This window comes from Bradyrhizobium iriomotense, assembly GCF_018129405.1.
GTDB classification, from domain to species: Bacteria; Pseudomonadota; Alphaproteobacteria; order Rhizobiales; family Xanthobacteraceae; genus Bradyrhizobium; species Bradyrhizobium iriomotense_B.
In genome coordinates this window covers 38,906-65,378 of sequence record NZ_JAFCLP010000022.1, presented here as the reverse complement: position 1 = coordinate 65,378, position 26,473 = coordinate 38,906, and the positions used below count along the sequence as shown (strand labels likewise).

Sequence of the window (26,473 nt, the reverse complement as noted above, 5' to 3'; positions counted from 1 at the left end):
CAACAGTTCGCGACTGTCCCGAAATGCAGCGGCCGCCGACCAGGACTCGATCGGGAGATAGGCCCCCGGTCTAAAAGGTCCGAAATCGCCCGATGTGAATGTGCAGCCGTCGTAAGACAGGAAAGGCCGCTTGGGAAACCGAGCGGCCTTTTTCTTTGACGTGGTCATCTGCACTTTCCTCGCGCAACGTTTCTCAGAGATGGAGCGGCGGAGAGTTGCCAACCGGCATCATCTCGTACGGCGGCTTCCAGCCTGGCAGCTCGGCGACACGCCGGCGCCAGCCGTCAACGGCCGGGAACGCGGTGGCAAGATCGAAACCCGTCTCCTCGGGCGGATAGTAGAGGTAGCCCAGCAGAGAGAAGTCGACGATCGTCGGCCGGTCCCCCAGCATGAAGCGTCGTTCGGCGAGGTGGCTGTCAACGATCGAGAAGGCGCTTTCGGTCCGGGCTCGCAAGTAGGCGAGCACGGCCGGATGAGCGGGCTCCGGCATGAAGCAGCGCTGAAACCGGTGCTGCGCAAAGCTCGACGTGAATTTGTGATTGTCAAACAGCAGCCAGCGCGTCGCCTCGAATGCCTCTTCGCGGGTCGGACCGAACACGCCATGAGTCTCGGCGAGCCACAGCAGGATCGCACCCGACTGGCTCATATACCGGCCATCTGCCTCGAGGACGGGGACTTCGCCCATGACGTTGGTTGCGGCCCGCCAGTCAGGCGTACGGACTTCGCCGCCGGCGAAGTCGACGCCGACCGGCTCCCAGTCTAGCCCGGCGCAGTTGAGGAAGAGCGCGACCTTGAACGAATTGCCCGAAGCCCCGACGCAGTGCAGCCGGTATCGCGCCATAGTCAGGTCCTCCTGTGCGCACGCGACCGGGAAGTGCCAATGGAGCCGGCCGCAGTCGGATTGTCGCGACAGGCTCCTGACAGCGTCGTGTCAGCAGCGTCACTCCGGACGACGCTTTGCCGCACCGTGTCAGAGGCAGGAGGGGAGCGAATGCCGCCACTCCACACTCCGTCATTGCGAGCGCAGCGAAGCAATCCAGAAGCCCTCCGTGGAAAGACTCTGGATTGTTTCGCTGCGCTCGCAATGACGACGCGGATGCAGTTTGCGCCAAACTCCGGTCGGACGCGGCGCAGCACGAAGTGGTGCGCTGCAGAGCCGGGGCCCATGCTGCGGCAATTGTGTGGGGTCCCGGCTCTGCGCAGCAGCGTTGCACGCTGCAGCGCGTCCGGGACACGGGTGCGGAGCCTAGTTCACCCGCTCAGACGCACGCCTGACCGCATCGAGGCGGTAGGCCTGCAAAGGCTCAATGCGCTGCTTGACGACAGCGAGCACTTCGGCGGGCGCGGTGTCGGGCGAGCCGGAATTGAACGGCGGCGCCGGATTGTATTCGATCCCGAGCTGGATCGCCTCCGCCGCGGTGCGGTTGACCAGGATCGACACCAGCGTCAGCGCGAAATCGATGCCTGCGGTGACGCCGCCGCCCGTGACGCGATTGCGATCGACGCAGACGCGCGTCTTGGTCGGCGTCGCGCCGAACTGGCTGAGCATCTCCATCGCGCTCCAATGGGTGGCGGCGCGGTAGCCCTTCAACAGGCCGGCGGCGCCGAGCGCCAGCGAGCCCGTGCAGACCGAGGTGACGTATTTGGCGCCCTCCGCCTGCCGGCGCAGGAATTCGAGCACCTCCTCGTCATTGAGCAGATCGTCGGTGCCGCGGCCGCCGGGCACGCAGATCACGTCGAGTTGCGGGCAGTCGGCGAATGTCGTGGTCGGCGTCACGATGAGCGCGGAATCGCTCGGCACCGGCTCGATGCGTTTCCAGATCAGGTGCAGCTTGGCGCCGGGAACGGCGGAAAACACCTGCAACGGGCCGGTGAAGTCGAGCTGGGTGACGCGCGGGAACACCAAAAGTCCGATCTGGAGCGGTGCCGACATGAGAACCTCCAATGAAGTGCTTGACGGGCGCAAACTGGCATGATGCCCTCCTGTCCGAAATGGCGTAATTCCCTCTATTCCGGACATCGCATTCGGAGCTGGCCCATGATCGGCATCCTGATCTTCCCCGACTTCCAGCTGCTCGACGCGGCCGGTCCGATCTCGGTGTTCGAGATCGCGGCGCGTGCGTCCGGCAAGCCGCTTGCGCTGCGGGTGCTGGCGCTGAACGCAGGGCCCGTGCGCAGCTCGTCGGGCGTCGAGATGATGGCGCGTGATTTCAAATCGGCGAATGCGATCACGACGCTCGTCATCGCGGGCGGTGCCGGTGTTGCGGAGGCCGCGCGCTGCGAGGTCACGCGCGCCTTCGTGCAACGGCTGGCGAAGCGCGGCGCGCGGGTCGCGAGCGTCTGCTCGGGCGCCTACGTGCTCGCCGAAGCGGGCCTGCTAGACGGTCGCCGTGCCACGACGCATTGGGGGCGGACGCGCGATTTCGTCGCGCGCTATCCCAGGGTGAAGTTCGAGCCGGACCAGATTTTTACTCGCGACGGCAACGTGTGGACGTCCGCGGGCATCACCGCGGGCATCGACCTCGCGCTGGCGATGGTCACCGAGGACCAGGGCGAGGAGATCGCGCAGGCGACGGCGCGGCAGCTCGTGCTCTATCATCGCCGCAGCGGCGGCCAGTCACAGTTCTCCTCATTGCTGGAGCTGAAGGCGCCGAACGGCCGCTTCGGCGGGCTATTGTCCTGGGCGCGCGAAAATCTCGACGCGCCGCTGACGGTGGAGGAGCTTGCCGATCGCGCCGGGATGAGCGCGCGGCATTTTGCCCGCGCCTTTGCCGCCGAGACCGGCACGACGCCGTCCAAGGCAGTCGAGCGCTTGCGGCTCGAGGTCGCCCGCGAGCGCGTGCAGTCCTCGCGCGAGGCGATCGAGCTCGTTGCGGAGACGACCGGCTTCCGCGACCCCGAGCGGATGCGCCGCGCCTTCATCCGCGCCTTCGGCCAGCCGCCGCAGGCCCTGCGCCGTGCGGCGCGGGCGGGGTAGGAAATCTCACTTGCCGTGCGACCATGGAGGCGACGATGAGCGGAATGGAGTACAGCAAAGAGAACGCGAAACGGCTCCAGAGACTCTATCTCACGGGCGATGTGAAGGCCCAGCGCGCGGAGACAATCCGGCAGCTCGATCTGTCTGCCGGCGAGCGTGTTCTCGATATCGGATGCGGTCCGGGCTATCTCTGCGAAAGCATGGCTGAACTCGTCGGGCCTCATGGAGCTGTCGTTGGTATTGACGTGTCGACCGACATGATCGCGGTCTGCAACCGGCAGAAGGCGTCGGAGTGGATTTCATATGCCATCGGCAACGCGACGGAATTGGGCCACCCCGATGCATCGTTCGACGCCGTCGTGTGCACTCAGGTCGCCGAGTACGTGCCCGATGTCGACCGCGTCCTCATCGAAGCATTTCGCGTGTTGAAACCGGGCGGCCGAACGGTTTTTATCGCAACGGATTGGGACGCCGTGGTCTGGCATTCCGACAACCGGGAACGCATGGCGGCCGTCATGAAAGCATGGGAGGCGCATTGCGCCCATCCGCGCCTGCCCAGATCGATGGCCTCCAGACTGATCAATGCCGGATTTTACCTGGACGGCGCGTCCGTCTTTCCGATTCTGAATTTGCGGTATGATGACGAGTGCTACAGCAAGGGACTGGCGCAGGGTATCCGGGATTTCGTCAGCCGCACGAACGACGTCTCCGCCGATGATCTCGATGCATGGCACAGCGAGTTCGAGCGCTTGGCCCGGGCGGGAGAATATTTCTTCAGCACCAATCGCTATATCTTCAGGGCGTCTAAACCTGCTGGGGCGCCGGCATGAAAGCGTGCTAGCTCGTGGTGTCTGCGGCCGCCGCGCCGGCGCCGTCGCTGTGCGCCGTCAGCCGCCGCGCGATCGGCGTCAGCAGATAGGGCGCAAGGTGAATTGGAAACTGCGTCAGCGCGAAATAGAGCCAGGTCGTCGGCGGCAACGCGCCGGCGGTTGCCGCCAGCATCAAGCCGAGATTGCGTTGTGACACCATCAGCCCGACTGCGAAGGCGCGTTCGGTGCCGGCGCGGCGAAAGATCAGTGTCGTCACGGCGAGCAGGGTGAAATAGACCGCGAAGGCGAGCAGTGCGACGCCGATCGTGAACAGCGGGTCGGCGACGAAGTCGTGCGCGACATCGCCCATCACGGCGGACGCGAAGACCAGCAGGATGAGGATGTTGAAGCCGTCGATCGGCCGCCTGTGGCGCTGGATCGCTTCGGCGCCGACAATCCAGCGGATCGCAGTCGCGCCAATGAGTGATGCCGCGAGGATGCCGAGCAGCTTCAGGCCCAGCGTCAGCGGCGAGATGCTGAGCATGCCGTCGAGAAACAGGCTCGCGAACAGCGAGGCCGTGAAGGGCACGAGCGCGGTCGCGGTGACCAGGGTGACCAGCGGAAGCGTCGCATCGAGGCCGATCAGCGCTGCGAGCGCGGGCGCGGCCATCATCGGTGAGGCCATGGCCTGGAGCATCAAGGCGAGGAAGAGGCCGGGCGAGCTGCTGTCGAGGCCGCCGCCATGGGCGAGGAGCCCGACGACCAGCGGCACGCCGATCGTGGTCCAGATCGTCGCGCCGGCGATCAAGGCCGGCCGCCGCAGATGGCCGTAGAGCGCAACGAGATCGACCCGCATGAAGGAGATGCAGAGCAGGCAGAGGATCGCCTCGGTGACGTAGGGGCGCAGCAGCGCGCCGAGCGGCGGCACCGCGACCGCGATGAACGCGATCGCCGCCACCGCGCGTGTGCCCTGGCCGCCGAGCCAGGACAGGGCGCGCAGGGGGAGGGCGAAGAGAGATTTGAGGAGGGAGGGCATCTCTATCGACGTTGTCGGTGCGTAGCCCGGATGAGCGAAGCGATATCCGGGACGGTCTTTCCGTGTGGTGAGAGCGGACCCGGATGTCGCTGTCGCTCATCCGGGCTACGAGACTGTGACCCCAATCCCTTCAACCACGCGCCGATCTCGCTCACGGCGACGTTGGCCTGTTGCAACAATTTGCCCATCGTGAAGAAGCCGTGGAACTGGCCGGGATAATGCTTGTACGCAACGGGCACGCCGGCCTGCTTCAGGCGCGCGGCATATTCATCGCCTTCGTCGCGCAGCGGATCAGCGCCGGCGGTCAGCACATAGGCCGGCGGCAAGCCGCTCAGGCTTTGCGCGCGCGCCGGTGAGGCGCGCCAGTCGTGGATGTCGGCGGTGCCATTGAGATAGTGGTCGCGGAACCAGCGGATCACCGAATGGGTCAGCAGCACGCTGGTCTCGGGCTCGCGGTGCGAGCCGTGCGTCATGGCGAAATCGGTCGCCGGATAGATCAGCACCTGGCCGGCGATCGCGGGGCCGCCGGCGTCGCGGGCAGCGAGCGCGACGACCGCCGCGAGATTGCCGCCGGCGCTGTCGCCGCCGATCGAGAGGCGCGAGGCGTCGATGCCGAGCTCGCGCGCGTTGGCGGCAACCCATCTGGTTGCGGCGATCGCGTCATCGGCTGCCGCCGGAAATTTGTGCTCGGGCGCAAGGCGGTAGTCGACCGAGATGACGATCAGCGCGCCTGAAACCGCAAGCTGGCGGCAGACGACATCGTGGGAGTCGAGATCGCCGATCACCCAGCCGCCGCCGTGGAAGAACACCAGGGCCGGCGCCAGGCCGTCGCGCAGGCGCGGTTCGTTCGGCACGTAGATGCGGGCAGGGACGGCTCCGTGCGGCGCCGGGATCGCGTGCTCTGCGACGCGGGCGAGTTCCGGCGGCTCGGGGTTGGTGGCAAAGCGCGCCTGCAGGTAATAGGCGCGGGCCTCGGGTGCGGTCAGGGTCTCGTAGGCAGGGCGGCCGGCCTCCTGGAAGGCCTTGTAGACGGCGGCTGCGTCGGCATCGAGGACAACGGGCATCGGGGGCGACCTCTGAGGCTTCTGATTATGGTTGGATGTCGTTTTGGGAAGGCGAATGCCCGCTTTGGGCCCCGGGAAGGGGTGCCCGACTATCCCATTCGGGAGCCGGTCTGGCCAGCCGGCGCCGGGAAGGGCAGGGTTGCCGCCCTTCCCCCGCCGTATTCGGCGTGTTAACCCGAGGGCCTGCGAGCGGCGGTATCCCCTGTAGAATGTCCAACAAGCCCGATTCGCTGTTGAAGCCGCGCGAGATGCTTAAAACCCTTACCCTGACAGGCCTTGCGGCGCTGCTGGCCGCCACCGCACTGACGGTTGCGACGCCTGCGCAGGCGCAGATCGGCACGATCTTCTCCGATCCGCCGCCGCTGCGGCCGCCCGGCAACATTCCGCGTGGCCAGCCGCAGCCGCAGCAGATTCCCGAGGACGACGAAGAGGTGCCGGAGCTGCCGCCGCAGGGCCGCGTGCTGCCGTCGCGCCCGATGCCGCCGCCGGGCCGGCAGGGGAATGTGATGCCTGGGCCGGTCGAGACCCAGCCGCTGGCGCCGCCGCCGGGCTCCAGCGTCGCGCCGCCGAACCAGCCCCCCTCCGCGGCGATCACGCCGCCCGGTCCGCAAGGCGCTCCGGGTGCGCCCGGTCAGCGCCCGCCGCAGCAGAAGGGCGCGCCTGGCACGGTCCCGCAGACGCCGGCCAGCCTCCAGCCGGGCGACGAGGTCGTGACCGAGCCGCCGGCCCAGAAGATCGTCAACAAGAAGGCGACCTTCTCCGGCCTCGACAAGATCACCGGGCGCATCATCAATTTCGACGAGGAGATCGGCGAGACCGTCCAGTTCGGTGCGCTCAGGGTCAAGACCGACGCCTGCTACACGCGGCCGGCGACGGAAGCCACCAACACCGACGCCTTCGTCGAGGTCGACGAGATCACCTTGCAGGGCGAGGTGAAGCGGATCTTCTCGGGCTGGATGTATGCGGCAAGCCCCGGCCTGCACGGCGTCGAGCATCCGATCTATGACATCTGGCTGACCGACTGCAAAGAGCCGCAGCAGACCATTGCGACCGCGGCACCGGACCCCGCGAGCAAGCCCGCGCCTCCGCCGCCGCCCGCGCAGAAGAAGGCCGCGCCCAAGCAGGCCGTGCAGCAGCGTCCGTCGCAGCCGTTGCCGCCTCCGCCGCCGCAACAGCAGCCGGCACCGCCGCCGCCACCGGAGCAGCGGCCGGGTCTGTTCGGTATCCCCGGGTTCGGCAGCCGATAAACCTGATCTATTGTCGCGAGGCGATGATCTCGAGCGCGCGTGCGCCCGAGATCGCGTCGCCGGACGAGAGCCTGACGAAATCGCCGGGCTCGCCGGCGAGCGCCTTGTCGAGCAGCGCGGTGTAGCGCCGCCGCGAAATCTCGACGGCGCCGAAGCTCTTCAGGTGATCGGTGACGTATTGCGTATCGAGCAGCTCGAAGCCGCCATGGATCAGCCGCGCCACCAGATGCACCAGCGCGACCTTGGAGGCATCGCGCGCGGTGTGAAACATGCTTTCGCCGAAGAAGGCCCGTCCCAGGCTCACGCCGTAGAGCCCGCCGACGAGGTCGTCGCCCTGCCAGGCCTCGACGCTATGGCAGTGGCCGAGCTCGAACAGGCCGCCATAGAGGTCGCGGATGCGCTTGTTGATCCAGGTGTCCTCGCGACCGGCCTGCGGCGCGGCGCAGCCGGCAATCGTGGCCTTGAACGCGGTGTTGACAGTCACGCGAAAGGCGTCCGAACGGACGGTGCGTGCAAGCCGCGAGGCCACGCGAAAACCGTCGAGCGGGATGACGCCGCGCAGCTCCGGCTCGACCCAGAACAGGGTCGGATCGTCGGCGCTTTCGGCCATCGGAAAGATGCCGCAGGCATAGGCGCGCAGCAGCACGGCCGGCGTGATCTCAGACGAGGCGGAATCGCGCGAAGTCATGGCTTGCGACAATAGCAGGATCGCAATGCGGTTGCGATGGGGGGCGCGGCGAGGTGCGGGTCAGCTCGCGGCGGCGTTGTTGGCCTTGCCGGGCGGCGTGGGCAGGCGCTGGAACCTGAGCACGATGCGGGTTCCGCTGTGGGCGGGGTCGCGCTCGACCGAGGCGTCGAGCTTGGTGGCCATGGCCGCGACGATGCGCTGGCCCATGCCGGTGGACCGCGGGTCGGCCTTGACGTTGTCGCCGACGCCGTCGTCGGCGATCGTCAGCAGGAGATCCTCGCCCTGCGAGGTCAGCTCGACATGGATCGGGCCGGCGCCGTCGGGATAGGCGTATTTCACGGCGTTCATCACCAGCTCGTTGACGATGATGCCGACGGCGACCGCGCGGTCCGGGTCGATCTCGATCGGCTCGGCCTTCAGCGTCAGGCGCGACATCCGGTTACCTTCGGCCGAGCGGCGGAGATCCTCGAGCAGCGAGTCCAGATACTGGTTCAGCATCACGCTCTTCAGGTCCTGCGAGGTGTAGAGGCGGCGGTGCACCTGCGCGACCGCGGCGACGCGGCCCATCGCGTTGGTCAGTGCGGCCTTGACCTCGTCCTGCGCGGCGGAGCTGGCCTGAAGGTGCAGCAGCGAGGCGATGATCTGCAGCGAGTTGCCGACGCGGTGATTGACCTCGCGCAGCAGCATCTCGCGTTCGGCGGCAAGCGCGGCATAGCGGTCGCGCGAGGCGTGAATCTCGGCTTCCGCCTCCTCGCGTGCCTTCTGCAATTCGGCCTGGCGCAGCGCGCCCTCGGCGGCGACATGGAGCAGGGGGATGAAGTCGCCCTTGACGTCCTTGACGAGATAATCGGCCGCACCCGCCTTCAGCGCCGTGACCGCGATGGTGGAGTCCTGCGAGGCCGTGACGAACACCACGGGCGGCGCGCCCGGGATCGCCATGATCTGCTCGAGCGTCTCGAGGCCGTCGAGGCCCGGCATGTACTGGTCGAGCGCCACGACGTCGATGCCGCCTTCAATGCTGTCTTCGATACCATCTTGGGCGCAGGCGCGGCGGATGTGCTCGAGGCCTTCCTCGCCGCTGGCGGCGTGGACGACCCTGTAGCCGCGGCGCGTCAGGCCGCGTTCGACCAGGCGCGCGAGCGCGTCGTCGTCGTCGATGTACAGCAGTGTCGGCGTTCTCTGGTTCATGGGGCGGCGGGCGGGACCTGGATGACCGAGAAGAACAGCCCGAGCTGCCGGATGGCGTTGGCGAAATTCTCGTAGTTGACGGGTTTGGTGATGTAGACGTTACAGCCGAGCTCGTAGCAGCGCTTGATCTCCTGGGAATCGTCGGTGGTCGTGAGCACGACCACGGGCGAGGCCTTGAGATATCTGTTTTCCTTGATCTGCTTAAGGATGTCGATCCCGCTCATGTCGGGCAGGTTGAGATCGAGCAGGATCAAGAGAGCGTTGCCCTTCTGGGACAGACCGCTGCCGTCGGCGCCGAACAGGTGCTTCATCGCATCCGTGCCGTTGGCGAACGAGATGATCTCGTTGTTGACGCCGGAGCGGCGGATGTTGCGCTCGATCAGCCGGGCGTGCCCCTCGTCGTCCTCGATCATGATGATGGTGACTGGCTGCGTCATCGATCTGTCTTCCGGGTGCTGGCGTTCCAGGCGACGGGTAGCGTGATGGTGAAGGTGCTGCCCGCGTTCAGTTCCGACGATACCGACATGGTGCCGCCGAGACGGCGCACAAGTGCACGCACATGTGCAAGACCTATGCCCTGTCCCGGCTTGTCCTGGGTTCCCGCGCGTCGGAACAGATCGAATATCCGCTGATGATCCCTAGCGTCGATGCCGCGACCGTTGTCGCTGATCTCGAAGATAGCGTAGCCGAGCTTGGTCCGCCCGCGAATTCTGATCTCTCCGGGCACGCCATTCTTCAGGTACTTGATCGCGTTGTCGATCAGATTCGAGAAGATCTGCTCCAGCGCAAGGCGGTCGCTGACGATATCAGGCAGCGGCTCGATGTGGATCTCGGCCTGCGCTTCCACGGCCTGATGTGCCAGCGTCGACACGATGGCCTCGACGAACTCGCGGATGTCGATCTTCTCCGGCTGGAATTCGCGCCGGCCCTCGCGGGTGAGATTGAGGATCGCCGAGATCAGCCGGTCCATCTTGGCGATCGACGATTTGATGAAGCCGAGCGCCTCGGAAAAATCCTCGGAAAGCTGCTTGTCGGGACCTTCGAGCGTGATCTCGCCGGAGGCCAAGGGCGGCCCGTCGGCCGGGACGTGGGTGAGGCTGCTGACGCGGCGGAAGATGTCGCCGCCGAGCTCTTCGAGCTCGCTGGTGAAGCCCATGATGTTGACGAGTGGTGAGCGCAGATCGTGGCTGACGATATAGGCGAAGCGCTGAATCTCGTTGTTGGCCTCGCGCAGGTCAGCCGTGCGTTCGTCGACGACGGCCTCCAGATTGAGGTTGGCATCGCGCAGGCGCGTCTCGGCCTCGTCACGAATGCGTGCCGAGCGTCGCATCAGCCAAATCGAGATCAGCGCCAGCACTACGACGAGGCCCGAGCCGATGCCGGTGAGGGAGGCGGCCAGCGTCTGGCTGCGGTCGGCATTGACGGAGCGGAGCCGGAACAGACGTTCCTCTTCGCGGATCATCGCGTTGGCGAGGTTGGTGATCGTGGTTGTGGTGGTGCCGGCGGCCGCCTCGCGGACGAGCGCCTTCGCATCGTCGGGCCGACCCTGCTTGATGGAATCCATCTCGCGCGCGAACTGGCCGAGCCGGACCTCGATCGCGGCGCTCAGCTTCTCGATGGCCTCGCGCTGCGCTGGACTGTCGCCGATCTGGCGCGTGAGCTTGTCGAGCGCGGGAATGATCGCCGCGACGGCCCTCTCGTGATCTGACTGGAAATCCGGGCCCTGGGTCAGGAGAAAGCCGCGGGCGCTGCTCTCTGCACGTCGCACCTCGAGCAGGAGGGTGTTGACCTGGTTCTCCACCTCGATGGTGTGGAGCACCCATTTGCTGTCGTCTCTCGCCTTGTTGACGAGGTAGACGGAGCCGGCGCTGATCCCGGTCAGCACCAGAAGGCCCGCTGCGAACAGCAGGATGTGCCAAAATGCGCGCCGCCGATGCGCTTCAGCCGTCACGACGGTGTCGCCCCGCGCGGAACAATGGAATTCTAACGCCCCTTCTTCGAACAGCTCCCAGCTGCTCAAAACGCCCGCGAAGGCAACGGGTTCCCGAAGGTGCGGGATTTATTTGGGGGCGGGTTCCGCCTTGCCGGCCAGATACTGTTCCAGCCAGTGGATGTGGTAGTCGCCGTTGATGATGTCGTCCTCGCGCACCAAGGCGCGGAACAGCGGCAGCGTGGTTTCGATGCCCTCGACCACCATCTCGTCCAGGGCCCGGCGCAGCCGCATCAGGCATTCGGCCCGCGTCTTGCCGTGCACGATCAGCTTGCCGACCAGCGAATCGTAATAAGGCGGGATCGTGTAGCCCTGATAGACGGCTGAATCGATCCGGACGCCGAGCCCGCCGGGCGGATGATATTGCTGGATCCGGCCGGGCGAGGGGCGGAAGGTCTGCGGATTCTCGGCATTGATGCGGCACTCGATCGCATGGCCGATGACCTGAATTTCCTCCTGCTTTGCCGGCAGGTCGCCGCCGGCGGCGATGCGGATCTGCTCCAGCACGAGGTCGATGTCGGTGATGCTCTCGGTGACGGGATGCTCGACCTGGATGCGCGTGTTCATCTCGATGAAGTAGAACTCGCCGTCCTCGAACAGGAATTCGATGGTGCCGACGCCGAGATATTTCATCTCGCGCATCGCTTTCGCGCAGGTCTCGCCGATCTTGGCGCGCGCCGCGGCGGCCAGCACGGGCGAGGGGCCTTCCTCCCAGACCTTCTGGTGGCGGCGTTGCAGCGAGCAGTCGCGTTCGCCGAGATGGATCGCGCCGCCGCGGCCGTCGCCGAGGATCTGGATCTCGATATGGCGCGGCTTCTGCAGGTATTTTTCCAGGTAGACCGAAGCATCGCCAAAGGCGGATTTGGCCTCGTTGGCCGCGGTCGAGAGCGCCAGCTGGAGGTCGGCCTCGCTGTGCGCGACCTTCATGCCGCGGCCGCCGCCACCCGCCGCCGCCTTCACCAGCACGGGAAAGCCGATCTTCTTCGCGATCGCCATCGCGTCATCGTCGGGGCCGACCGCGCCATCGGAGCCGGGCACCACGGGGATGCCGAGCCGCTTGGCGGTCTTCTTGGCCTCGATCTTGTCGCCCATCAGGCGGATGTGCTCGGCCTTCGGGCCGATGAAATGCAGATTGTGCTCGCTGAGGATTTCCGCAAAGCGCGCGTTCTCCGACAGGAAGCCGTAGCCGGGATGCACGGCGTCGGCGCCGGTGATCTCGCAGGCCGCGAGCAGCGCGGGCACGTTGAGATAGCTGTCCTTGGACGCCGGCGGCCCGATGCAGACGCTCTCGTCCGACAGGCGCACATGCATGGCGTCGGCGTCGGCGGTCGAGTGCACGGCGACGGTCGCGATCCCGAGCTCCTTGCAGGCCCTGAGGATGCGAAGGGCGATCTCGCCGCGGTTGGCTATGAGGATCTTGTCGAACATGGTGCCTCAGGGGGCGAATGGGGAATAGCGAATGGCGAATAGGGAAGAGTAACTATTCGCTACTCGCTATTCGCCACTCCCTCACTCGATGATGACGAGCGGCTCGCCGTACTCGACCGGCTGGCCGTCCTCGACCAGGATCTGCGTCACCGTGCCGGCGCGCGGCGAGGGGATCTGGTTCATGGTCTTCATGGCCTCGATGATCAGCAAGGTCTGGCCAACCGAGACCTTGTTACCGACCTCGATGAACGGCTTGGCGCCGGGCTCCGGCGCCCAATAGGCGGTGCCGACCATCGGCGAGGTCACGGCGCCCGGATGCTTCGACAGGTCGACGCCGGCAGCAGCGGGCGCGGCGGCGCTTGCTGCCACGGGCAGGGCGGCCGGAGCGGCTGCCATCGGCACCGGCATGGTCGCGGCGACGCTGATGTTGCGGGCGACGCGCAGGCGCAGGCCCGCACGCTCGATCTCGATCTCGGTGAGGCTGGTCTCGTCGAGCAGGAGGGCGAGCTCGCGGACGAGCGCGGAATCCTCGCTGGAAAACTTTGCGGCTGCTTTGTCGTCTGGCTGGCGCGCCATGTTGCTTGATCCGAATGTTCTGTGTGGTGAGGGAGCGTCAGGCTTTGGGCTTGATGCCGAGCTTGGCGGCAAGGCCCTGGATGGCGAGGCGGTAGCCCTCGATGCCGAAACCGCACAGCGAGGCGAACGCCGCGCGCGCGGTGTAGGAGTGGTGACGGAAGCTCTCGCGGGCGTGGATGTTGGTCACGTGCACTTCGACCGTCGGGATCTGCACCGCGAGCAGCGCATCGTGCAGCGCGATCGACGTATGCGAATAGCCGCCGGCATTGATGATGATGCCCTTCATCTTGCGCGCATGCGCCTCGTGGATGAAGTCGATCAGCTCGCCCTCGCGGTTGGACTGGCGGCAGTCGGCCTTGAGGCCGAACGTCGCCGCCGTCTCGCGGCACAGCGCCTCGACGTCGGCCAAGGTCGCATGACCATACTTCTCGGGCTCGCGCGTCCCCAACATGTTGAGGTTCGGCCCGTTGAGAACGAGGATCGTGTCGGTTGCAGGTTGTGCCATTCCAATCCCGGAAGAGGTGCTTCGGCGTGGCGGGGTTATAGGTAACAAAGCGTCCTAGGGGAAGCCTTGAAGGGCCTCCCGGGCGGCTTCAAGTACCTCATCCAGTGTGCAAAAACCTGTGCGGAAGCTGCGGAAATTGCTTGTTAACCAGTCTAAAGCATGGCTGCCGGCCGAATGCAAAGGGGCGGGCATCGCTGCCCGCCCCAAGAGGTTGCCGTCAGCCGGCCTTTAGACGTTCAGGACCGCCACGATCTCGAAGGTGTCCGGATCGATGATCACGATTTCTTCCTTGACCAGAATGTACTTGTAGCTCCGCCATTCCGGATAGATCGTCACGACCCGGGACGGCAGGGCGTGAAGCGTGATGCCCTCGCGCGGCACGCGGGTGCCGACCGCAATGTTGAAGTTCACATTGGTCACGGGCGCCACCTTCTCCTCGCGGATCACCGAGGTGATCTGCGTGCGCTGCTCGGTCGAGAGCTTGGCGGCCGCGCCAGCCTGGCCGGTCGTCGTCTGCGACCGCTCGGTCCCGGTCTGGGTCTGGGTCTGGGTTTGCGAACCCTGGTGGCCAGGCGCATTCATACCGCTGCGGTCTTCCTGACCTTGGGCCTTCATGTCCTTGGTGCCCTTGGTCTCGGTTTCCTTGCTCATGCCACCCTTGGACTTCTCGTCGCTCCTTGGGCTCTGGCCGACCGTCGACGACTTCTCCGACTGCGTCGACTTCTCACGCGTCGCACCCGGCTGGTCCTTGTTCATCTTGTCGGACTGCGTCGACTTGTCATGAGCGCTCGGCTGATCCTTCATGCCGCCGGCCTGACCGACCGTTCCCTTGTCACGCTTGTCTTGCTTGTCCATGGACTCTTGCTTGCCCATGGAGCCGCTGCGCTCGCCAGAAGGCTGCGTACTTTGCTGGGTCTGCTGGCCACTCCCGTAGTCCTTGGTTCCGGTTCCTTGCGCGTTGGCGAAACCGGTGCCGGCGATCAGCGCCAAGGCTGCAACCGAGACCAAAAAGCGATTAGTCATTTGAACCTCTCCTCACGTGATTTCTTTGCGTCATTGCCCGCGCCGACAACGAAAGGAGAGCGCGGTCGTTCCGAATTCCAGGCGGTTCCGACGAGCTTTGTTTGTTGAACGCCGGATGAACGGTCTCGCCCGGATCGCGACAAACTGCGTCCGAACCCGCGCAAAAAAAGAGGCCGGCTGTGAAGCCGGCCTCTTTCAACGCAATGTCGTGTCGCTCAGCAGGTCGCTTTGCCGCAGCGGGCAATGCCGATCTTTTCCTTCAGGCCTTCAACGCCGACGGCGCCGATCACGATCTGCTTGCCGATCACGTAGCTCGGCGTGCCGTTCATGCCCATCGCCTCCGCAAGCTTGAAGTTCTCCTCGATGGTGGCGCGTACTTCTGGGCTGGTGAGGTCCTTCTCGATCTTCGCGGTGTCGAGGCCGGCTTCCTTGGCGGCTTGCAGTGCGCGCGCTTTGTCGGCCGCGCCGCGGCCGCCGAGCAGCTTCTGGTGGAAGTCGAGATACTTCTTGCCGGAGGGATCCTGCATGCGCACGGCGACGGCAACCTGCGCCGCTTCCACCGAGCCCTGGCTCAGCACCGGAAACTCCTTCAGCACGACCTTCAGCTTCGGATCGCTCTTCATGAGGCTGAGCATGTCGTCCATCGCGCGTTTGCAATAGCCGCAATTGTAGTCGAAGAACTCGACGAAGGTGACGTCGCCGTCCTTGTTGCCGAGCACGACCTGGCGCGGCGAATTGAAGATCGCCTCGGCGTTCTGCGCGATGCTGGCTTCGTGCTTCTGCGTTTCCGCCGCGGCCTGGCGCTTGCTGAGCTCGGTCATCGCCTCCTCGAGCACCTCGGGGTGGGTGACGAGATAGTTCTTGATGATCGCCTCGATGTCGGTGCGCTGGGCATCGGAGAAGCTGTCGGCCGACGCGGGCGCGGCTGCGCCGAACATGGCGAGCGCAAACAGCGCGGGGGCAAGCAGACGCAGCGAAGGCATAGGCAAATCCTCTTCTCCAAAGCAGGTTTCGGAAAACGTCCCGGCGGACTCAAAGCTCGGTGTCGTGACGTCGTGGTCTTAAGGCGTCGTTCTCGTCAGTTGCGCGGCGGCTTGGCCGCCACGATGTCGTCGGCCTTGACCCATCCGGGCGTGCCGACGGCGAAACGGGTTTTCGCGCGCGTTGCGAGCTCGCGGGCGGTCTTGTTGTCGCCGCGCAAGTAGGCGGCCTGCGCCGAGGCGAGATCCGCCTCGGCATAGTCGCCCTTCCGGCCATAGGCCATCGCGAGCTGGGTATAACCGAGCACCGCCTCGGGCTCCCGTGCCACCGCGGCGCGGAGAATCCGAACGGCATCATCGGTGTAGGCTTTATTATCGGTTCCAACCAGAGCCTGCCCAAGTAACATCTCGATGAGGGGCGCGTTGTTGGAGAGCTGTACCGCCTTGCGGAGGGGCGCGATGGCCTCGGCGGCCTTGCCGCTTTCCAGCAGAGCCTGGCCGCGCACCTCGTAGAAGTACGGGTTGTTGGGCTGGACCTGGATCAGCGCGTCGATCTGGGCGAGCGCGCTGCGCAGATCGCCGTGCAGATAGGTGCTGATGGCCCGGGCATAGCGCGCCGGCATGCTGTCGTTGGTCTGCGGATAGCGGCGATACACCGTCTCCGGCCGCTCCATGAAAGCCGAGATCTTGGCGCGCACCATGTCGTGGCGAAGCTGGAGCGCGGGATCGTCCTTCTTGTCCCAATAGGGACTGCTGCTGGCGAACTCCTGCAATGCCGCGACGCGCTCGGCGGGCATCGGATGCGACTGGAGATAGGGATCGGCGCCGCGCGCGGCGAACAGGCTCTCGCTGGTGAAGCGCTTGAAGGTCTCGTACATGCCCTTCGGGGACTGCTGGGTCGCGGTCAGGAATTTCACGCCGGCACGGTCGGCGTTCTCCTCCTGCTGGCGCTGGTAGGACAGCAGCGTGCGGCGGATCATCTCCTGCGGTCCGGCGATCGCGGCCGCGCCCGCATTGGCAAGGCCGTTGTTGCCGGCGCTGCTGCTGCGGGTGCTGCCGGCGGCGATCGCGCCGGCGCCGAGCAGCATCGCGATGATCATCTGGGTCTGCGCGGTGGCGAGCTGCTCGCGCAGCTTGGACAGGTGGCCGCCGGCCAGATGCCCGGTCTCGTGCGCGAGCACGCCGATGATCTGGTTCGGCGTCTCCGACTGGACGATCGCGCCCCAATTGACGAAGATGCGGCGGCCGTCCGCGACGAACGCGTTGAACGAGCCGTCGTTGATGATCACCATCTGGATGTTCTGCTTTTCCAGGCCGGCGACGCGCAGGATCGGGCGGGTATATTCGCGCAGCAGCTGTTCGGTCTCGGTATCGCGCAGGATCGGCGGCCCCTTGCTCTGCGCACGTGCCGCGGGAAGCGGCGCCAGTGCGATCGCCGCGGTCGTGACGAGGGCGGTGAGGGCGGAGGCCTTCTTGCGCAATGCGGTCTGGAGCAACATCAAGCGGTCTGGGTCAAACGGTCTCTTGGAAGCGGACCTGGAAAGCAGTTTTCGTGATTGGTTTTGGCGATTGGCGGCGGACCGGATACGCGATATGGCCTATGAGCCGTACCCCTTATGAGCCGTACAATGCGGCCAGTCTGGGGCGCAAGCGCCCCGTTTTGAAGGACCGGACGGACCGGTCCGCCAGCGAATAGCAGAAATCGATGCAGGATGCGACATTGAGGAACCGGTTGGGGCAGTGGCTCGAGCCCTCCCGCCGCAGCGACGTTCCCCCGTTCATGGTGATGGACGTGATGGCCGCCGCGGCCCGAATCGAGGCCGCCGGCGGCCATGTCATCCACATGGAGGTCGGCCAGCCCGCGGCCGGCGCGCCAAAAACCGCGATCGCGGCCGCCCACGCCGCGCTCGAGGCCGGCCGGATCGACTATACCTCCGCGCTCGGCATCCCCTCCTTGCGCGAGCGGATCGCGCGGCACTATCGCGATGTCCATGGGTGTGACGTCAGCCCCGAGCGGATCGTGGTGACGACGGGCTCGTCGGGTGGCTTCATCCTCGCGTTCCTGTCGATGTTCGAGCCCGGGGACCGCGTCGCCGTGACGGTGCCGGGCTATCCGCCATACCGCCACATCCTGACCGCGCTCGGCTGCGAGCCGGTGCTGATCGAGACCACGAACGAGACACGCCACGCGCTCACCGGCGAGGCGCTGCTTGCCGCCCATCGCAAGGCGCCGCTGAAGGGCGTGCTGGTCGGCAGTCCCGCCAATCCAACGGGAACGATGATGTCCCGCGAGGCGCTCTCGGGCCTGATCGCGGCGGCGGAAGACGCCAGGATCCGCTTCATCTCGGACGAGATCTATCACGGGCTGGACTACGCGTTTCCGGCGGTGACGGCGGCGGCGCTGTCGGACCACGCACTCGTGATCAATTCGTTCTCGAAGTATTTTTGCATGACGGGCTGGCGCGTCGGCTGGATGGTCGTGCCCGAGATTTTGGTGCGCCCGATCGAGCGGCTGCAGCAGAACCTGTCGATCTCGGTGCCGGCCCTGTCACAGATCGCCGCCGAGGCTGCCTTCGACGGCGCGGCCGAGATGGAGGAGATCAAGCACGGCTATCAGGAAAACCGGCGCATTTTGATCGAGGGACTGCCGAAAGCGGGCCTCAGCAAGTTCTTGCCGGCCGATGGCGCGTTCTACCTCTATGCCGACGTGTCGGACTTCACCTCCGACAGTTTCGAGTTCGCCAAGCAGATGCTGGAACAGGCCCATGTCGCGGCGACGCCGGGCGTCGATTTCGATCCCATCCATGGCCGTTCATTCATACGGTTCTCTTATGCGCGTTCGGCAGAAGAGATGCGGGAGGCAGTTGACCGGATCGCTCACTGGCTTAAATAGCCGCCAGTTTTCGCCAGCCTTTTCGGAGTGCAACTTGTCTGACCGTTCCGCGCCCAACGCCGCCACGCATTCTCCTCTCGCCGCATTGATGTGGCCGACCCGTCCGGGCGAAGCCGTCGGCGCACTGCGTGCATTCGTGCTGATTGCGCTCGGCACCGCCTTGATGGCGCTGTCAGCCAAGGTGAACCTGCCGCTGCCCTATGTGCCGATGACATTGCAGACCCTGGTGGTGCTGATGATCGGCGCCGCCTATGGCTGGCGCCTTGGCAGCGCAACCATGATCGCCTACCTCGCCGAGGGTGCGCTTGGCCTGCCGGTGTTCGCCGGTCCCGTGGGTGGGATTGCACCGCTGGTTGGCCCGACCGCGGGTTACCTGTTCGGCTTCGTGCTCGCTGCTTTCGTGACCGGCTGGCTCGCCGAGCGCGGCTGGGACCGCAGCGTGGTGCTGCTGTTCGCCGCGATGGCCGTCGGCCACGTCGTCATTCTGGCCGCCGGCTTTGGTTGGCTGGCCTTCGGCCTCGGTCTGGGCGTGGCCAAGGCCTGGCAGGTCGGCCTCGCGCCGTTCATCGCGGCGTCCCTGGTCAAGAACGCGCTGGGCGCGACGCTGATGCCGGCAGCCCGCCGGATCGTCGATCGTCGCGGGTAAAGCGCACCATTCCGAGCGGTTCCAATTGACAGGGCCGGCCAAGTTGATCTTGGCTGGCCCCAACGTTCGAGGGGGAGTGAAACGATGACGACGACAACGATGGCGGGGACGCCGGCCGCGCCGGCCGCCGCCAAGCCGTGGTACAAGATTCTCTATGTCCAGGTCCTGATCGCCATCGTGCTCGGCGCCATCGTCGGCTGGCTGTGGCCGACGTTCGCCACCAATGAGTGGATCAAGGCGATGGGCGACGGCTTCATCAAGCTGATCAAGATGGTGATCGCCCCGATCATCTTCTGCACCGTGGTCTCGGGCATCGCCCACATCCAGGACGCCAAGAAGGTCGGGCGCATCGGCGTCAAGGCGTTGGTGTATTTCGAGATCGTCTCGACCTTCGCGCTGGTGATCGGCCTCATCGTCGGCAATCTCGTCAGGCCGGGCGCAGGCTTCGGCAATGCGGCGGCAAGTGCGGAGGCAGTCGCAAAATTTGCGGATCAGGCCAAGGCACAGAAGAGCGTTGAATTCGTCCTGCATATCATTCCGGACACCGTGGTCGGCGCCTTCGCGCAGGGCGAGATCCTGCAGGTACTGCTGTTCTCGGTGCTGTTCGGCTTCGCCATCATGAGCCTGGGTGAGCGCGGCCACACCATCCGCAGCTTCATCGACGATGCCGCGCATGCGGTGTTCGGCGTCATCTCCATCGTGATGCGCGCGGCGCCGATCGGCGCGTTCGGTGCGATGGCCTACACCATCGGCAAGTTCGGCACCGGCGCGATCCTCAACCTGATCGGCCTGATCGCGACGTTCTACGTCACGGCTGCGCTGTTCGTGTTCGTCGTGCTCGGCATCATCGCGCGCCTGGCGGGGTTCTCGATCTTCAAGTTCCTGGCGTACATCAAGGACGAGCTGCTGATCGTGCTCGGCACCTCGTCGTCGGAAAGCGCGCTGCCGTCCTTGATGGAGAAACTCGAACGTCTCGGCTGCTCCAAGTCGGTGGTCGGCCTCGTCGTGCCGACGGGTTACTCGTTCAACCTCGACGGCACCAACATCTACATGACGCTGGCGACGCTGTTCATCGCCCAGGCGCTCGGCGTCGATCTTACCTTCGGCCAGCAGCTGACCATCCTGGTGGTGGCGATGCTGACCTCGAAGGGCGCCTCCGGCATCACCGGTGCGGGCTTCATCACCCTGGCGGCGACGCTGGCGGTGGTCGACCCGCGCCTCGTGCCGGGCATGGCGATCGTGCTCGGCATCGACAAGTTCATGAGCGAGTGCCGCGCACTGACCAACCTGTGCGGCAACGGCGTCGCCTGCGTGATCGTCGCCTGGTGGGAGGGTGAGCTCGACCGCGACAAGCTCAACGCCAACCTCGCCAAGCAGATCGATCCGACCGACATGGAAACGGCGATTACGACGGACTGAGCCGGATCAGACAGCGCCAGCCGCGCTGTCAGACCTAGAAGTAACAGGGCTGGTCGAGATCCTCGATCAGCCCTTTTTCTTTGGGCTCCCGGCCGAGAGCAGCACGCGTCTTCGCGCTCGAGGTCGGGACGTCGACGCTGGCGAACCGCGCAAACCAGCCGAAATGGGACTCAGGGCACTGCTCACTGAGCGCGCCGACTGACGGAATTTTCGACCTCGCGCGTTTAACCCGCATCTCGGACCTCGAGGGGGTGGGTGGCATCGTGGGCAATGCGGCTGTGAATCCGATTGTGTTGCAGGCGGCAGAACATTTTGCTGCGGGGCGTCCGGAGCAGGCGGACGCACTCTGCGCGGAGCTCCTGAAGATCGACCCGGATCACGTCCCGGCGTTGCATCTGGCCGCGGTCGCCGCCTTCGTCAGCGGCCGCGCGGCTGAGGGCGCCGCGCTGCTCGGGCGTATCTTCAGCGTCGATCCCGATCACGCGCCGTCGCTGGTCACGCTCGGCGATGCGCTTGCCGTGAAGGGCGAGCAGGAGGGCGCAGTGGCGGCGTTCCGGCGCGCGCTGGTGCGGCGGCCTGATGATGCCGGTCTGCACAACAAGCTCGGCGTGGCGCTCGGCGAGCTCGCGCGCTTCGACGAGGCCGAGGTTGCCTACCGCCGCGCGCTCGCACTCGATGTGCATCTGACGCGGGCGTGCTTCAATCTCGCCGTCTTGCTCGCGGAGCAGGGGCGGCTCGCCGAGGCCGAAGAGGCTTATCGCGCGGTCATCGCGCGGGAGCCTTCGTATCGCGGCGTCTGGCTCAATCTCGGCAATCTCCTGATCGACCAGGCGCGCCCCGACGAGGCGGAGGCGGCCTATCGCCACGCGCTCGACGAAGACCCCGATGATCCCGGACTGCTCTGCAATCTCGGCGCCGCGCTCTATCGGCAAGGATCGCTCGAGGGCGCCATCGTCCAGTACCGCCGCGCCATCGCGCTTGCGCCGGACAATGCTCCGGCGCTGCGTCTGCTCGGTCTCGTCCTGCACGAGGCCGGTCATCTGCAGGAGGCTGCCGACACCTACAAGCGGAGCTTTGCGCGCGATCCGTCGGACCATTTGATCGCCAGCAATCTCGGTGCCTGTCTCTCCGAGCTCGGCGAACTGGACGAGGCGATTGCGTCTTGCGAGCATGCGCTGCTGCTCAAGCCCGATCACGCCCCGGCCTGGACCAATCTCGGCATCATCTTCGAGAAGCAGGAGCGCGCTGCCGACGCGGTCGCCGCGCACCGATGCGCGGTCGTGGCCGATCCCAAATATGCCAAGGGTCACGCCAATCTCGCGGTCGCACTGCGCAATGCCGGCGAGATCGACGAGGCGCTCGCGGCCTCGCATCGCGCGATCGCGCTCGATCCGGAGCAGCCGCTGGCGCAGTACAATCATGCGCATTTCCTGCTGATGAACGGCGACTTCGCTGAAGGTTTCGAGGCCTATCGCTGGCGGCGCAAATGCAAGACGCTGTCGGACGGCGATCCCGTGTTCGCCGTGCCGGAATGGCAGGGCGAGCCGCTCGAGGGCCGCACCTTGCTGCTGTTCGCCGAATATGGCCTCGGCGATGCCCTGCATTTCGTGCGCTATGTGCCGATGGTGACAGCGCAGGGCGGCCGGATCATTTTGCAGGTTCAGCCCGCGCTCGCCGCGCTGCTGCGGCAGCTTCCCGACGTGACCGTGATTCCGCGCGGCGCTCCGCTGCCGCCATTCGATCTGCAACTGCCGTTGATGAGCCTGCCGCGCATCTTTGGCACCATGCTGGACACCATCCCGGCGGACGTTCCCTATCTGAATCCCGATCCCGCAAGACTGTCGCGCTGGCGCGCGGCGCTTGCGGACGTGACGGCACTGAAGGTCGGCGTGGTCTGGGCCGGCAACGCCAGGCACAAGGGCGACCGGCAACGTTCGCTGTCCGCCGAGGCCGTGCTGCCGCGCCTTGTGATGCCGGGCGTGCAGCTCTACAGCCTGCAAAAGGAGCCGCGGCCCGAGGATCCTGAGGTGCTGGCCGCGCTCGGTCCGGACATCATTGATCTTGCGCCCGCGCTCGGCGATTTCGCCGATACCGCGGCGGCGGTCGCGGCGCTCGATCTCGTCATCGCCGTCGACACGTCGGTCGCGCACCTTGCCGGCGCACTGGGACGTCCGGTGTGGATGCTGACGCCTTACGCGCTGGACTGGCGCTGGCTGAGGGATCGCGAGGACAGCCCGTGGTATCCGACCATGCGGCTGTTCCGCCAGCGCAGCCCCCGCGAATGGGACGATCCGTTGATGCGTCTGTCGGCCGCGCTCGCGGTGCTTTCCGCGAGCGCCGCGGGTTAGAACCGCTCCGGCCGATACGGCGCGGGATCGATCGACGGCGTCTCGCCGCTCATCATTTCCGCGAGCAGGCGGCCCGTCGCGGGCCCCAGCGTAAAGCCCTGGTGGCCGTGACCAAAGTTCATCCAGAGACCGGGATGGCGCGGAGCCTGCCCGAGCACCGGCAGCATGTCGGGTGTGCAGGGGCGGGTGCCGAACCAGGGATCGGGCTCGACGCGTTTGCCGAGATCGATCAGCTCGCGCGCGGAGGCTTCGGCGCTGGCGAGCTGCACGGGTGTTGCGAGCGCATCCGGACCGGTCAGCTCGGCGCCGGTGGTGATGCGGATGCCCTTGGCCATCGGGCCCATGGCGTAGCCGCCGCCTTTGTCCACCAGCGGCAGATCGAGCGAGGCGCCGCCACTGTAATGCATGTGGTAGCCGCGCTTGCGCACCAGCGGGATGCGATAGCCGAACTTGTACAACAGATCGGGCGACCACGGTCCGAGTGTCACGACCGCATGGGCGGCATCGATGCGCCCCTCATCGGTATCGACCGACCAGCCGCTCGCGGTCTGCTGCAGGCTCTGCGCATCACCCAGCACGATCCTGCCGCCGAGGCGCGTGAAAAGCTCGGCATAGGCTGTGACCAGCGCGCCGGGATCGGACACGGTCCAGGTGTCGAGCCAATGGATCGCACCGGGCAGATCGTCGCGCAGGATCGGCTCGGCTTTTGTCAATTCGCTGCCTGACAAAACGCGAAAGTTCACGCCGAATTCGCGCTGGTCTTGCTCCGCGTCCTTGATCGAGTGCTCCAAGGCGGCGGCATCGCGGTACAGCGCCCGGTAGCCGGCGCGGCGGATCAGATTGTCGGCGTGCGCCTCGCGAATGAGGATGTCGTGCTCGCTTGTCGCGTAGCCGATCAGCCGCGCCCAGCCGACGATGGCTTCGCGATGCCGCTTCGGCGCCGAATGCCACCAGTAGCGCAGCAGCGGCTCGATATGGCGATGAAGCGAGGACAGGCTGTAGCGCACGTCGTTGGTGCGGCCGGTCGCGATCTTGAGAAGCGTGGCGAGGTCGCGCGGCATCGGATAGGGGCGCACGGCTTCCGCCTGGATCATCCCGGCATTGCCGTAGCTGGTCTCGCGGCCCGGCTCCCTGCGGTCGACGAGCGTGACGGCCCAGCCGCGCCGCTGCAGGTGCAGCGCCGCACCCACACCGACCATGCCACCGCCGAGAACGATCGCGCTTTGCATCAGAAAAAGTCTCCTGTCAGGCCCGGGTCATTCCCAGGTGAGAAAATCGGGCGCGGCCGATAGCGGCGGCGCCGCGGCGAGCCGTGCGAGGTCGGGCACGGGTCGGCACAATTGCGCATCGCTTGCGAACGCCGCCTCGATGCTCGCGGCGACCGAGAGCACGATGGCATCGCCGCCGCGCGGGCCGACGATCTGGAGGCCGAACGGCAGGCCAGCCTCATCGAGGCCGAGCGGAATGCTGATCGCGGGGTGGCCGGCAAGCGTAACGGCGTAGGCGAGCGCGAGCCAGTGGAAATAGGATTTGGTCGGCACGCCGTCGATCTCGGCGGGATAGAGTTCCGACCAGGGACGCGGGCTGAGCGTGATGGTCGGGCTGATCAGCACGTCGCAACTCGCGAAGAAGGTCTGGTAGGCGCGATAGATCCGCGTCTGCGTCGTGGCGGCGCGGGCGTGGTCCTCGAGTGTGTAGCCGAGGCCTTCCTCGACATTGGCGCGGACGTTGGGGCCGAGCATTTCGGGGCGTTCTTTGTAGTTCTTGCCATGCGTCGCCAGGAACATGCCCGCGCGCAGCACGGCGAAGGCGTCATCCGCGCCGGTGCAGTCGGGTGTCCCCTCGCGGCATTCGGCGAACAGCGGCGCGAGCTTGTTCACGCGGTTGCGGAACACGCGGCGGATCGCCTGCTCCGTCGGCGCGAAGCCGAAGTCTTCGGTGAAGGCAAGCCGCAGCTTGCCGAGGTCGGCGGAACGCGGCGCGGCCCAGCGCTCGGCGCGCGCGCGCAACGGTTCGCCGGGCAGGGTGTAGGCGAGCGGATCGCGGGCATCGTCGCTCGCCATCACCGACAGCATCAGCGCGGTGTCGGCGACGTTGCGCGCCATCGGCCCGTCGGTCGACAGGTTCGACCAGCCGAAGATGCGCTTTTCACTCGGTACAAGTCCGTAGGACGGACGCATGCCGACGATGCCGGAGAAGCCGGCCGGATTGCGCAAGGAGCCGCCGGTGTCGGAGCCCGAAGCGAGCGGAGCCATGCCGCAGGCGAGCGCCACCGCCGAGCCGCCGGACGAGCCGGCCGCCGATCGCATGGGATCGAACGGATTGCCGGTCGCGCCGAACACGGGATTGCGGGTGTTGCCACCGGCCGCCCATTCCGGCGTGTTGGTTTTGCCGAAGATGATGGCGCCGCCTGCGCGCAGCCGCGCGACCGAGCCCTGGTCGGCGACGGGCACGTTGTCGCGCAGCAGCGGGCTGCCATAGGTGGAGCGCATCCCGGCGGTGTCCTGGGTGTCCTTGATCAGGACCGGCAGGCCGTGCAGCGCGCCGCCATCCTCGCCGCGCAGGATGGCCGCCTCGGCCTCCTTCGCGGCGGCGCGCGCGCCAGGCTCGTCCAGCGTTACGACGGCGTTGACGGCACCATTGACGGCGGCGATGCGCGACAGGCAGGCGTCGAGCAGCTCGACAGGCGAGATCGTCCGCGCGGCCAGCAGGCGGCGCAGCTCAACGGCACTGGAATCGCACAGTTCGGACAACGCCTGCTCCCTTTCAGATTATGAAAACGATTTAGCATATCGGAAAGCGGAAGTGACGCACCAATAATCGTCAATCGAGTCATTTCGTGCGCCAATGGTGGTTTGGGCTGCCCGATCGGCACCAAATAGGGCCGATCTGAAGCATATCGGTCGAAAAGATTAGGCCGATCGATCAACTATTTTTCCTCGGTCGTGCTAGCATTTCTCCCATGAGCGAGATCACGACATCAGAAACTGCCAATTCCCAGCTCGGCCAATGTCTCAAGGCGGCCCGCCAGACGCGCGGCCTGACGCTCAAGCAGGTGGCGGAGCGGACCGGCATGGCGCTCTCGACGCTGTCCAAGGTCGAGAACGGCCTGATGTCGCTGACCTACGACAAGCTGCTCCAGCTCACCTCGGGTCTGAAGATGGAAATCGCCGAGCTATTCAATCCGGCGGTCGCGACGCCTGCGCAGGGCCGGCCGGTCACTGCGCGGCGGAGCATCAGCCGGGCCGGGCAGGGGCAGGTGATCACCACGAAGTTCTACACCTACACCTATCAATGCACCGATTTGATCGGCAAACGCATGGTGCCGATCGTGGCCGAGGTCCGCGCCCGCTCGCTGGAGGAGTTCGGACCGCTGCTGCGCCATGGCGGCGAGGAGTATTTTGTGGTGACGCGCGGACGCGTCGCCGTCCATACCGAGTTCTACGCGCCGGAGATCCTGGGCGAGGGCGACGGCATCTATCTCGACAGCACCATGGGCCACGCCTACCTCAACGCCGGCGAGGGACCTTCCGCAACAGGCGTCTGCCTCTGCACCAGCGAGGCGCCCGATCTCTACGACCAGCTCCGCCAGATCGCCGCGCGCGACGTCGCGCCGCTCGGCGATGACGAGCTGCCATCATAGCGCGTAGGCGGCT

At 66.1% G+C, this 26,473-nt stretch carries 23 protein-coding genes and 2 pseudogenes; 8 read left to right on the top strand and 17 right to left on the bottom strand.

Annotation, left to right across the window (positions count from 1 at the left end):
- Nucleotides 1-193: 193 nt before the first annotated feature.
- Together JQ592_RS31865 and JQ592_RS31860 are read right to left on the bottom strand one after the other, a co-directional pair.
- Complete coding sequence (locus JQ592_RS31865; protein WP_211406690.1) at nucleotides 194-841, bottom strand: glutathione S-transferase family protein; 648 nt, start codon at nucleotides 839-841, stop codon at nucleotides 194-196.
- 405 nt (nucleotides 842-1,246) lie between these two features.
- A complete protein-coding gene (locus tag JQ592_RS31860; RefSeq protein WP_211406689.1) occupies nucleotides 1,247-1,933 on the bottom strand; it encodes a DJ-1/PfpI family protein in 687 nt (228 codons plus the stop codon).
- A 105-nt stretch (nucleotides 1,934-2,038) separates the two neighbouring features.
- On the opposite strand from JQ592_RS31860, the gene JQ592_RS31855 reads away from it, so the two are divergent.
- The gene (locus tag JQ592_RS31855; RefSeq protein ID WP_211406688.1) at nucleotides 2,039-2,977 is read left to right on the top strand and encodes a GlxA family transcriptional regulator; all 939 of its coding nucleotides are present in this window, start codon (nucleotides 2,039-2,041) and stop codon (nucleotides 2,975-2,977) included.
- A gap of 35 nt (nucleotides 2,978-3,012) precedes the next feature.
- The gene (locus tag JQ592_RS31850; RefSeq protein WP_246820802.1) at nucleotides 3,013-3,807 is read left to right on the top strand and encodes a methyltransferase domain-containing protein; all 795 of its coding nucleotides are present in this window, start codon (nucleotides 3,013-3,015) and stop codon (nucleotides 3,805-3,807) included.
- Nucleotides 3,808-3,814: 7 nt separating this feature from the next.
- Here JQ592_RS31850 and JQ592_RS31845 read toward each other — a convergent pair whose 3' ends face one another.
- Nucleotides 3,815-4,822: a Na+-dependent transporter gene (locus JQ592_RS31845; RefSeq protein WP_211406686.1), complete on the bottom strand. Its 1,008-nt coding sequence runs from the start codon at nucleotides 4,820-4,822 to the stop codon at nucleotides 3,815-3,817.
- A gap of 119 nt (nucleotides 4,823-4,941) precedes the next feature.
- A pseudogene (locus JQ592_RS31840) lies at nucleotides 4,942-5,886 on the bottom strand (alpha/beta hydrolase); the annotation flags it as partial.
- Between the two features lie 209 nt (nucleotides 5,887-6,095).
- On the opposite strand from JQ592_RS31840, the gene JQ592_RS31835 reads away from it, so the two are divergent.
- On the top strand, nucleotides 6,096-7,133 hold the full coding sequence (locus JQ592_RS31835) for a DUF2155 domain-containing protein (protein ID WP_211406685.1): 1,038 nt from the start codon (nucleotides 6,096-6,098) through the stop codon (nucleotides 7,131-7,133).
- Between the two features lie 7 nt (nucleotides 7,134-7,140).
- Here JQ592_RS31835 and aat read toward each other — a convergent pair whose 3' ends face one another.
- The 10 genes from aat to JQ592_RS31785 form a co-directional block, all read right to left on the bottom strand.
- On the bottom strand, nucleotides 7,141-7,821 hold the full coding sequence (gene aat, locus JQ592_RS31830) for a leucyl/phenylalanyl-tRNA--protein transferase (RefSeq protein ID WP_211406684.1): 681 nt from the start codon (nucleotides 7,819-7,821) through the stop codon (nucleotides 7,141-7,143).
- Nucleotides 7,822-7,881: 60 nt separating this feature from the next.
- A complete protein-coding gene (locus JQ592_RS31825) occupies nucleotides 7,882-9,009 on the bottom strand; it encodes a sensor histidine kinase (RefSeq protein WP_211406683.1) in 1,128 nt (375 codons plus the stop codon).
- On the bottom strand, nucleotides 9,006-9,446 hold the full coding sequence (locus JQ592_RS31820) for a response regulator (protein ID WP_183239423.1): 441 nt from the start codon (nucleotides 9,444-9,446) through the stop codon (nucleotides 9,006-9,008). Before JQ592_RS31820 ends, JQ592_RS31825 begins: the two co-directional genes overlap by 4 nt.
- Nucleotides 9,443-10,960, bottom strand: a complete 1,518-nt coding sequence (locus JQ592_RS31815) for a sensor histidine kinase (RefSeq protein ID WP_211406682.1) — start codon at nucleotides 10,958-10,960, stop codon at nucleotides 9,443-9,445. Before JQ592_RS31815 ends, JQ592_RS31820 begins: the two co-directional genes overlap by 4 nt.
- Before the next feature lie 108 nt (nucleotides 10,961-11,068).
- Nucleotides 11,069-12,427 (bottom strand): acetyl-CoA carboxylase biotin carboxylase subunit, encoded by a 1,359-nt coding sequence (gene accC, locus JQ592_RS31810; protein WP_211406681.1) that lies wholly within the window; start codon nucleotides 12,425-12,427, stop codon nucleotides 11,069-11,071.
- An 81-nt stretch (nucleotides 12,428-12,508) separates the two neighbouring features.
- Complete coding sequence (accB, locus tag JQ592_RS31805) at nucleotides 12,509-13,003, bottom strand: acetyl-CoA carboxylase biotin carboxyl carrier protein (protein WP_211406680.1); 495 nt, start codon at nucleotides 13,001-13,003, stop codon at nucleotides 12,509-12,511.
- A gap of 37 nt (nucleotides 13,004-13,040) precedes the next feature.
- Nucleotides 13,041-13,508, bottom strand: coding sequence for a type II 3-dehydroquinate dehydratase (gene aroQ / locus JQ592_RS31800; RefSeq protein ID WP_183239419.1), 468 nt, complete (start codon nucleotides 13,506-13,508; stop codon nucleotides 13,041-13,043).
- A 228-nt stretch (nucleotides 13,509-13,736) separates the two neighbouring features.
- Nucleotides 13,737-14,531 (bottom strand): DUF1236 domain-containing protein, encoded by a 795-nt coding sequence (locus JQ592_RS31795; RefSeq protein WP_211406679.1) that lies wholly within the window; start codon nucleotides 14,529-14,531, stop codon nucleotides 13,737-13,739.
- A 215-nt stretch (nucleotides 14,532-14,746) separates the two neighbouring features.
- On the bottom strand, nucleotides 14,747-15,514 hold the full coding sequence (locus JQ592_RS31790) for a DsbA family protein (RefSeq protein WP_211406678.1): 768 nt from the start codon (nucleotides 15,512-15,514) through the stop codon (nucleotides 14,747-14,749).
- Nucleotides 15,515-15,609: 95 nt separating this feature from the next.
- Nucleotides 15,610-17,010 carry a M48 family metalloprotease gene (locus JQ592_RS31785; RefSeq protein WP_211406677.1) on the bottom strand — a complete coding sequence of 467 codons (1,401 nt, stop codon included), beginning with the start codon at nucleotides 17,008-17,010 and terminating at the stop codon, nucleotides 15,610-15,612.
- Nucleotides 17,011-17,216: 206 nt separating this feature from the next.
- Between JQ592_RS31785 and JQ592_RS31780 the strand changes: the two genes are divergently transcribed.
- The 3 genes from JQ592_RS31780 (at nucleotide 17,217) to JQ592_RS31770 (ending at nucleotide 20,469) form a co-directional block, all read left to right on the top strand.
- Nucleotides 17,217-18,404, top strand: coding sequence for a pyridoxal phosphate-dependent aminotransferase (locus JQ592_RS31780; protein WP_211406676.1), 1,188 nt, complete (start codon nucleotides 17,217-17,219; stop codon nucleotides 18,402-18,404).
- Nucleotides 18,405-18,492: 88 nt separating this feature from the next.
- Complete coding sequence (locus JQ592_RS31775; RefSeq protein WP_211406763.1) at nucleotides 18,493-19,050, top strand: biotin transporter BioY; 558 nt, start codon at nucleotides 18,493-18,495, stop codon at nucleotides 19,048-19,050.
- A gap of 84 nt (nucleotides 19,051-19,134) precedes the next feature.
- On the top strand, nucleotides 19,135-20,469 hold the full coding sequence (locus JQ592_RS31770) for a dicarboxylate/amino acid:cation symporter (protein WP_211406675.1): 1,335 nt from the start codon (nucleotides 19,135-19,137) through the stop codon (nucleotides 20,467-20,469).
- Nucleotides 20,470-20,503: 34 nt separating this feature from the next.
- On the opposite strand, the pseudogene JQ592_RS38405 reads toward JQ592_RS31770, so the two are convergent.
- A pseudogene (locus JQ592_RS38405) lies at nucleotides 20,504-20,641 on the bottom strand (3-beta hydroxysteroid dehydrogenase); the annotation flags it as partial.
- A gap of 106 nt (nucleotides 20,642-20,747) precedes the next feature.
- On the opposite strand from JQ592_RS38405, the gene JQ592_RS31765 reads away from it, so the two are divergent.
- Nucleotides 20,748-22,817 carry a tetratricopeptide repeat protein gene (locus JQ592_RS31765; protein ID WP_349630510.1) on the top strand — a complete coding sequence of 690 codons (2,070 nt, stop codon included), beginning with the start codon at nucleotides 20,748-20,750 and terminating at the stop codon, nucleotides 22,815-22,817.
- Here JQ592_RS31765 and JQ592_RS31760 read toward each other — a convergent pair.
- Both JQ592_RS31760 and JQ592_RS31755 read right to left on the bottom strand, forming a co-directional pair.
- Complete coding sequence (locus tag JQ592_RS31760) at nucleotides 22,814-24,046, bottom strand: NAD(P)/FAD-dependent oxidoreductase (protein WP_211406673.1); 1,233 nt, start codon at nucleotides 24,044-24,046, stop codon at nucleotides 22,814-22,816. The two genes, JQ592_RS31765 and JQ592_RS31760, sit on opposite strands and share 4 nt — an antisense overlap.
- A 27-nt stretch (nucleotides 24,047-24,073) precedes the next feature.
- Nucleotides 24,074-25,570: an amidase gene (locus tag JQ592_RS31755; RefSeq protein WP_211406672.1), complete on the bottom strand. Its 1,497-nt coding sequence runs from the start codon at nucleotides 25,568-25,570 to the stop codon at nucleotides 24,074-24,076.
- A gap of 209 nt (nucleotides 25,571-25,779) precedes the next feature.
- Between JQ592_RS31755 and JQ592_RS31750 the strand changes: the two genes are divergently transcribed.
- Nucleotides 25,780-26,460: a helix-turn-helix domain-containing protein gene (locus tag JQ592_RS31750; protein WP_211406671.1), complete on the top strand. Its 681-nt coding sequence runs from the start codon at nucleotides 25,780-25,782 to the stop codon at nucleotides 26,458-26,460.
- Nucleotides 26,461-26,473: the final 13 nt, after the last annotated feature.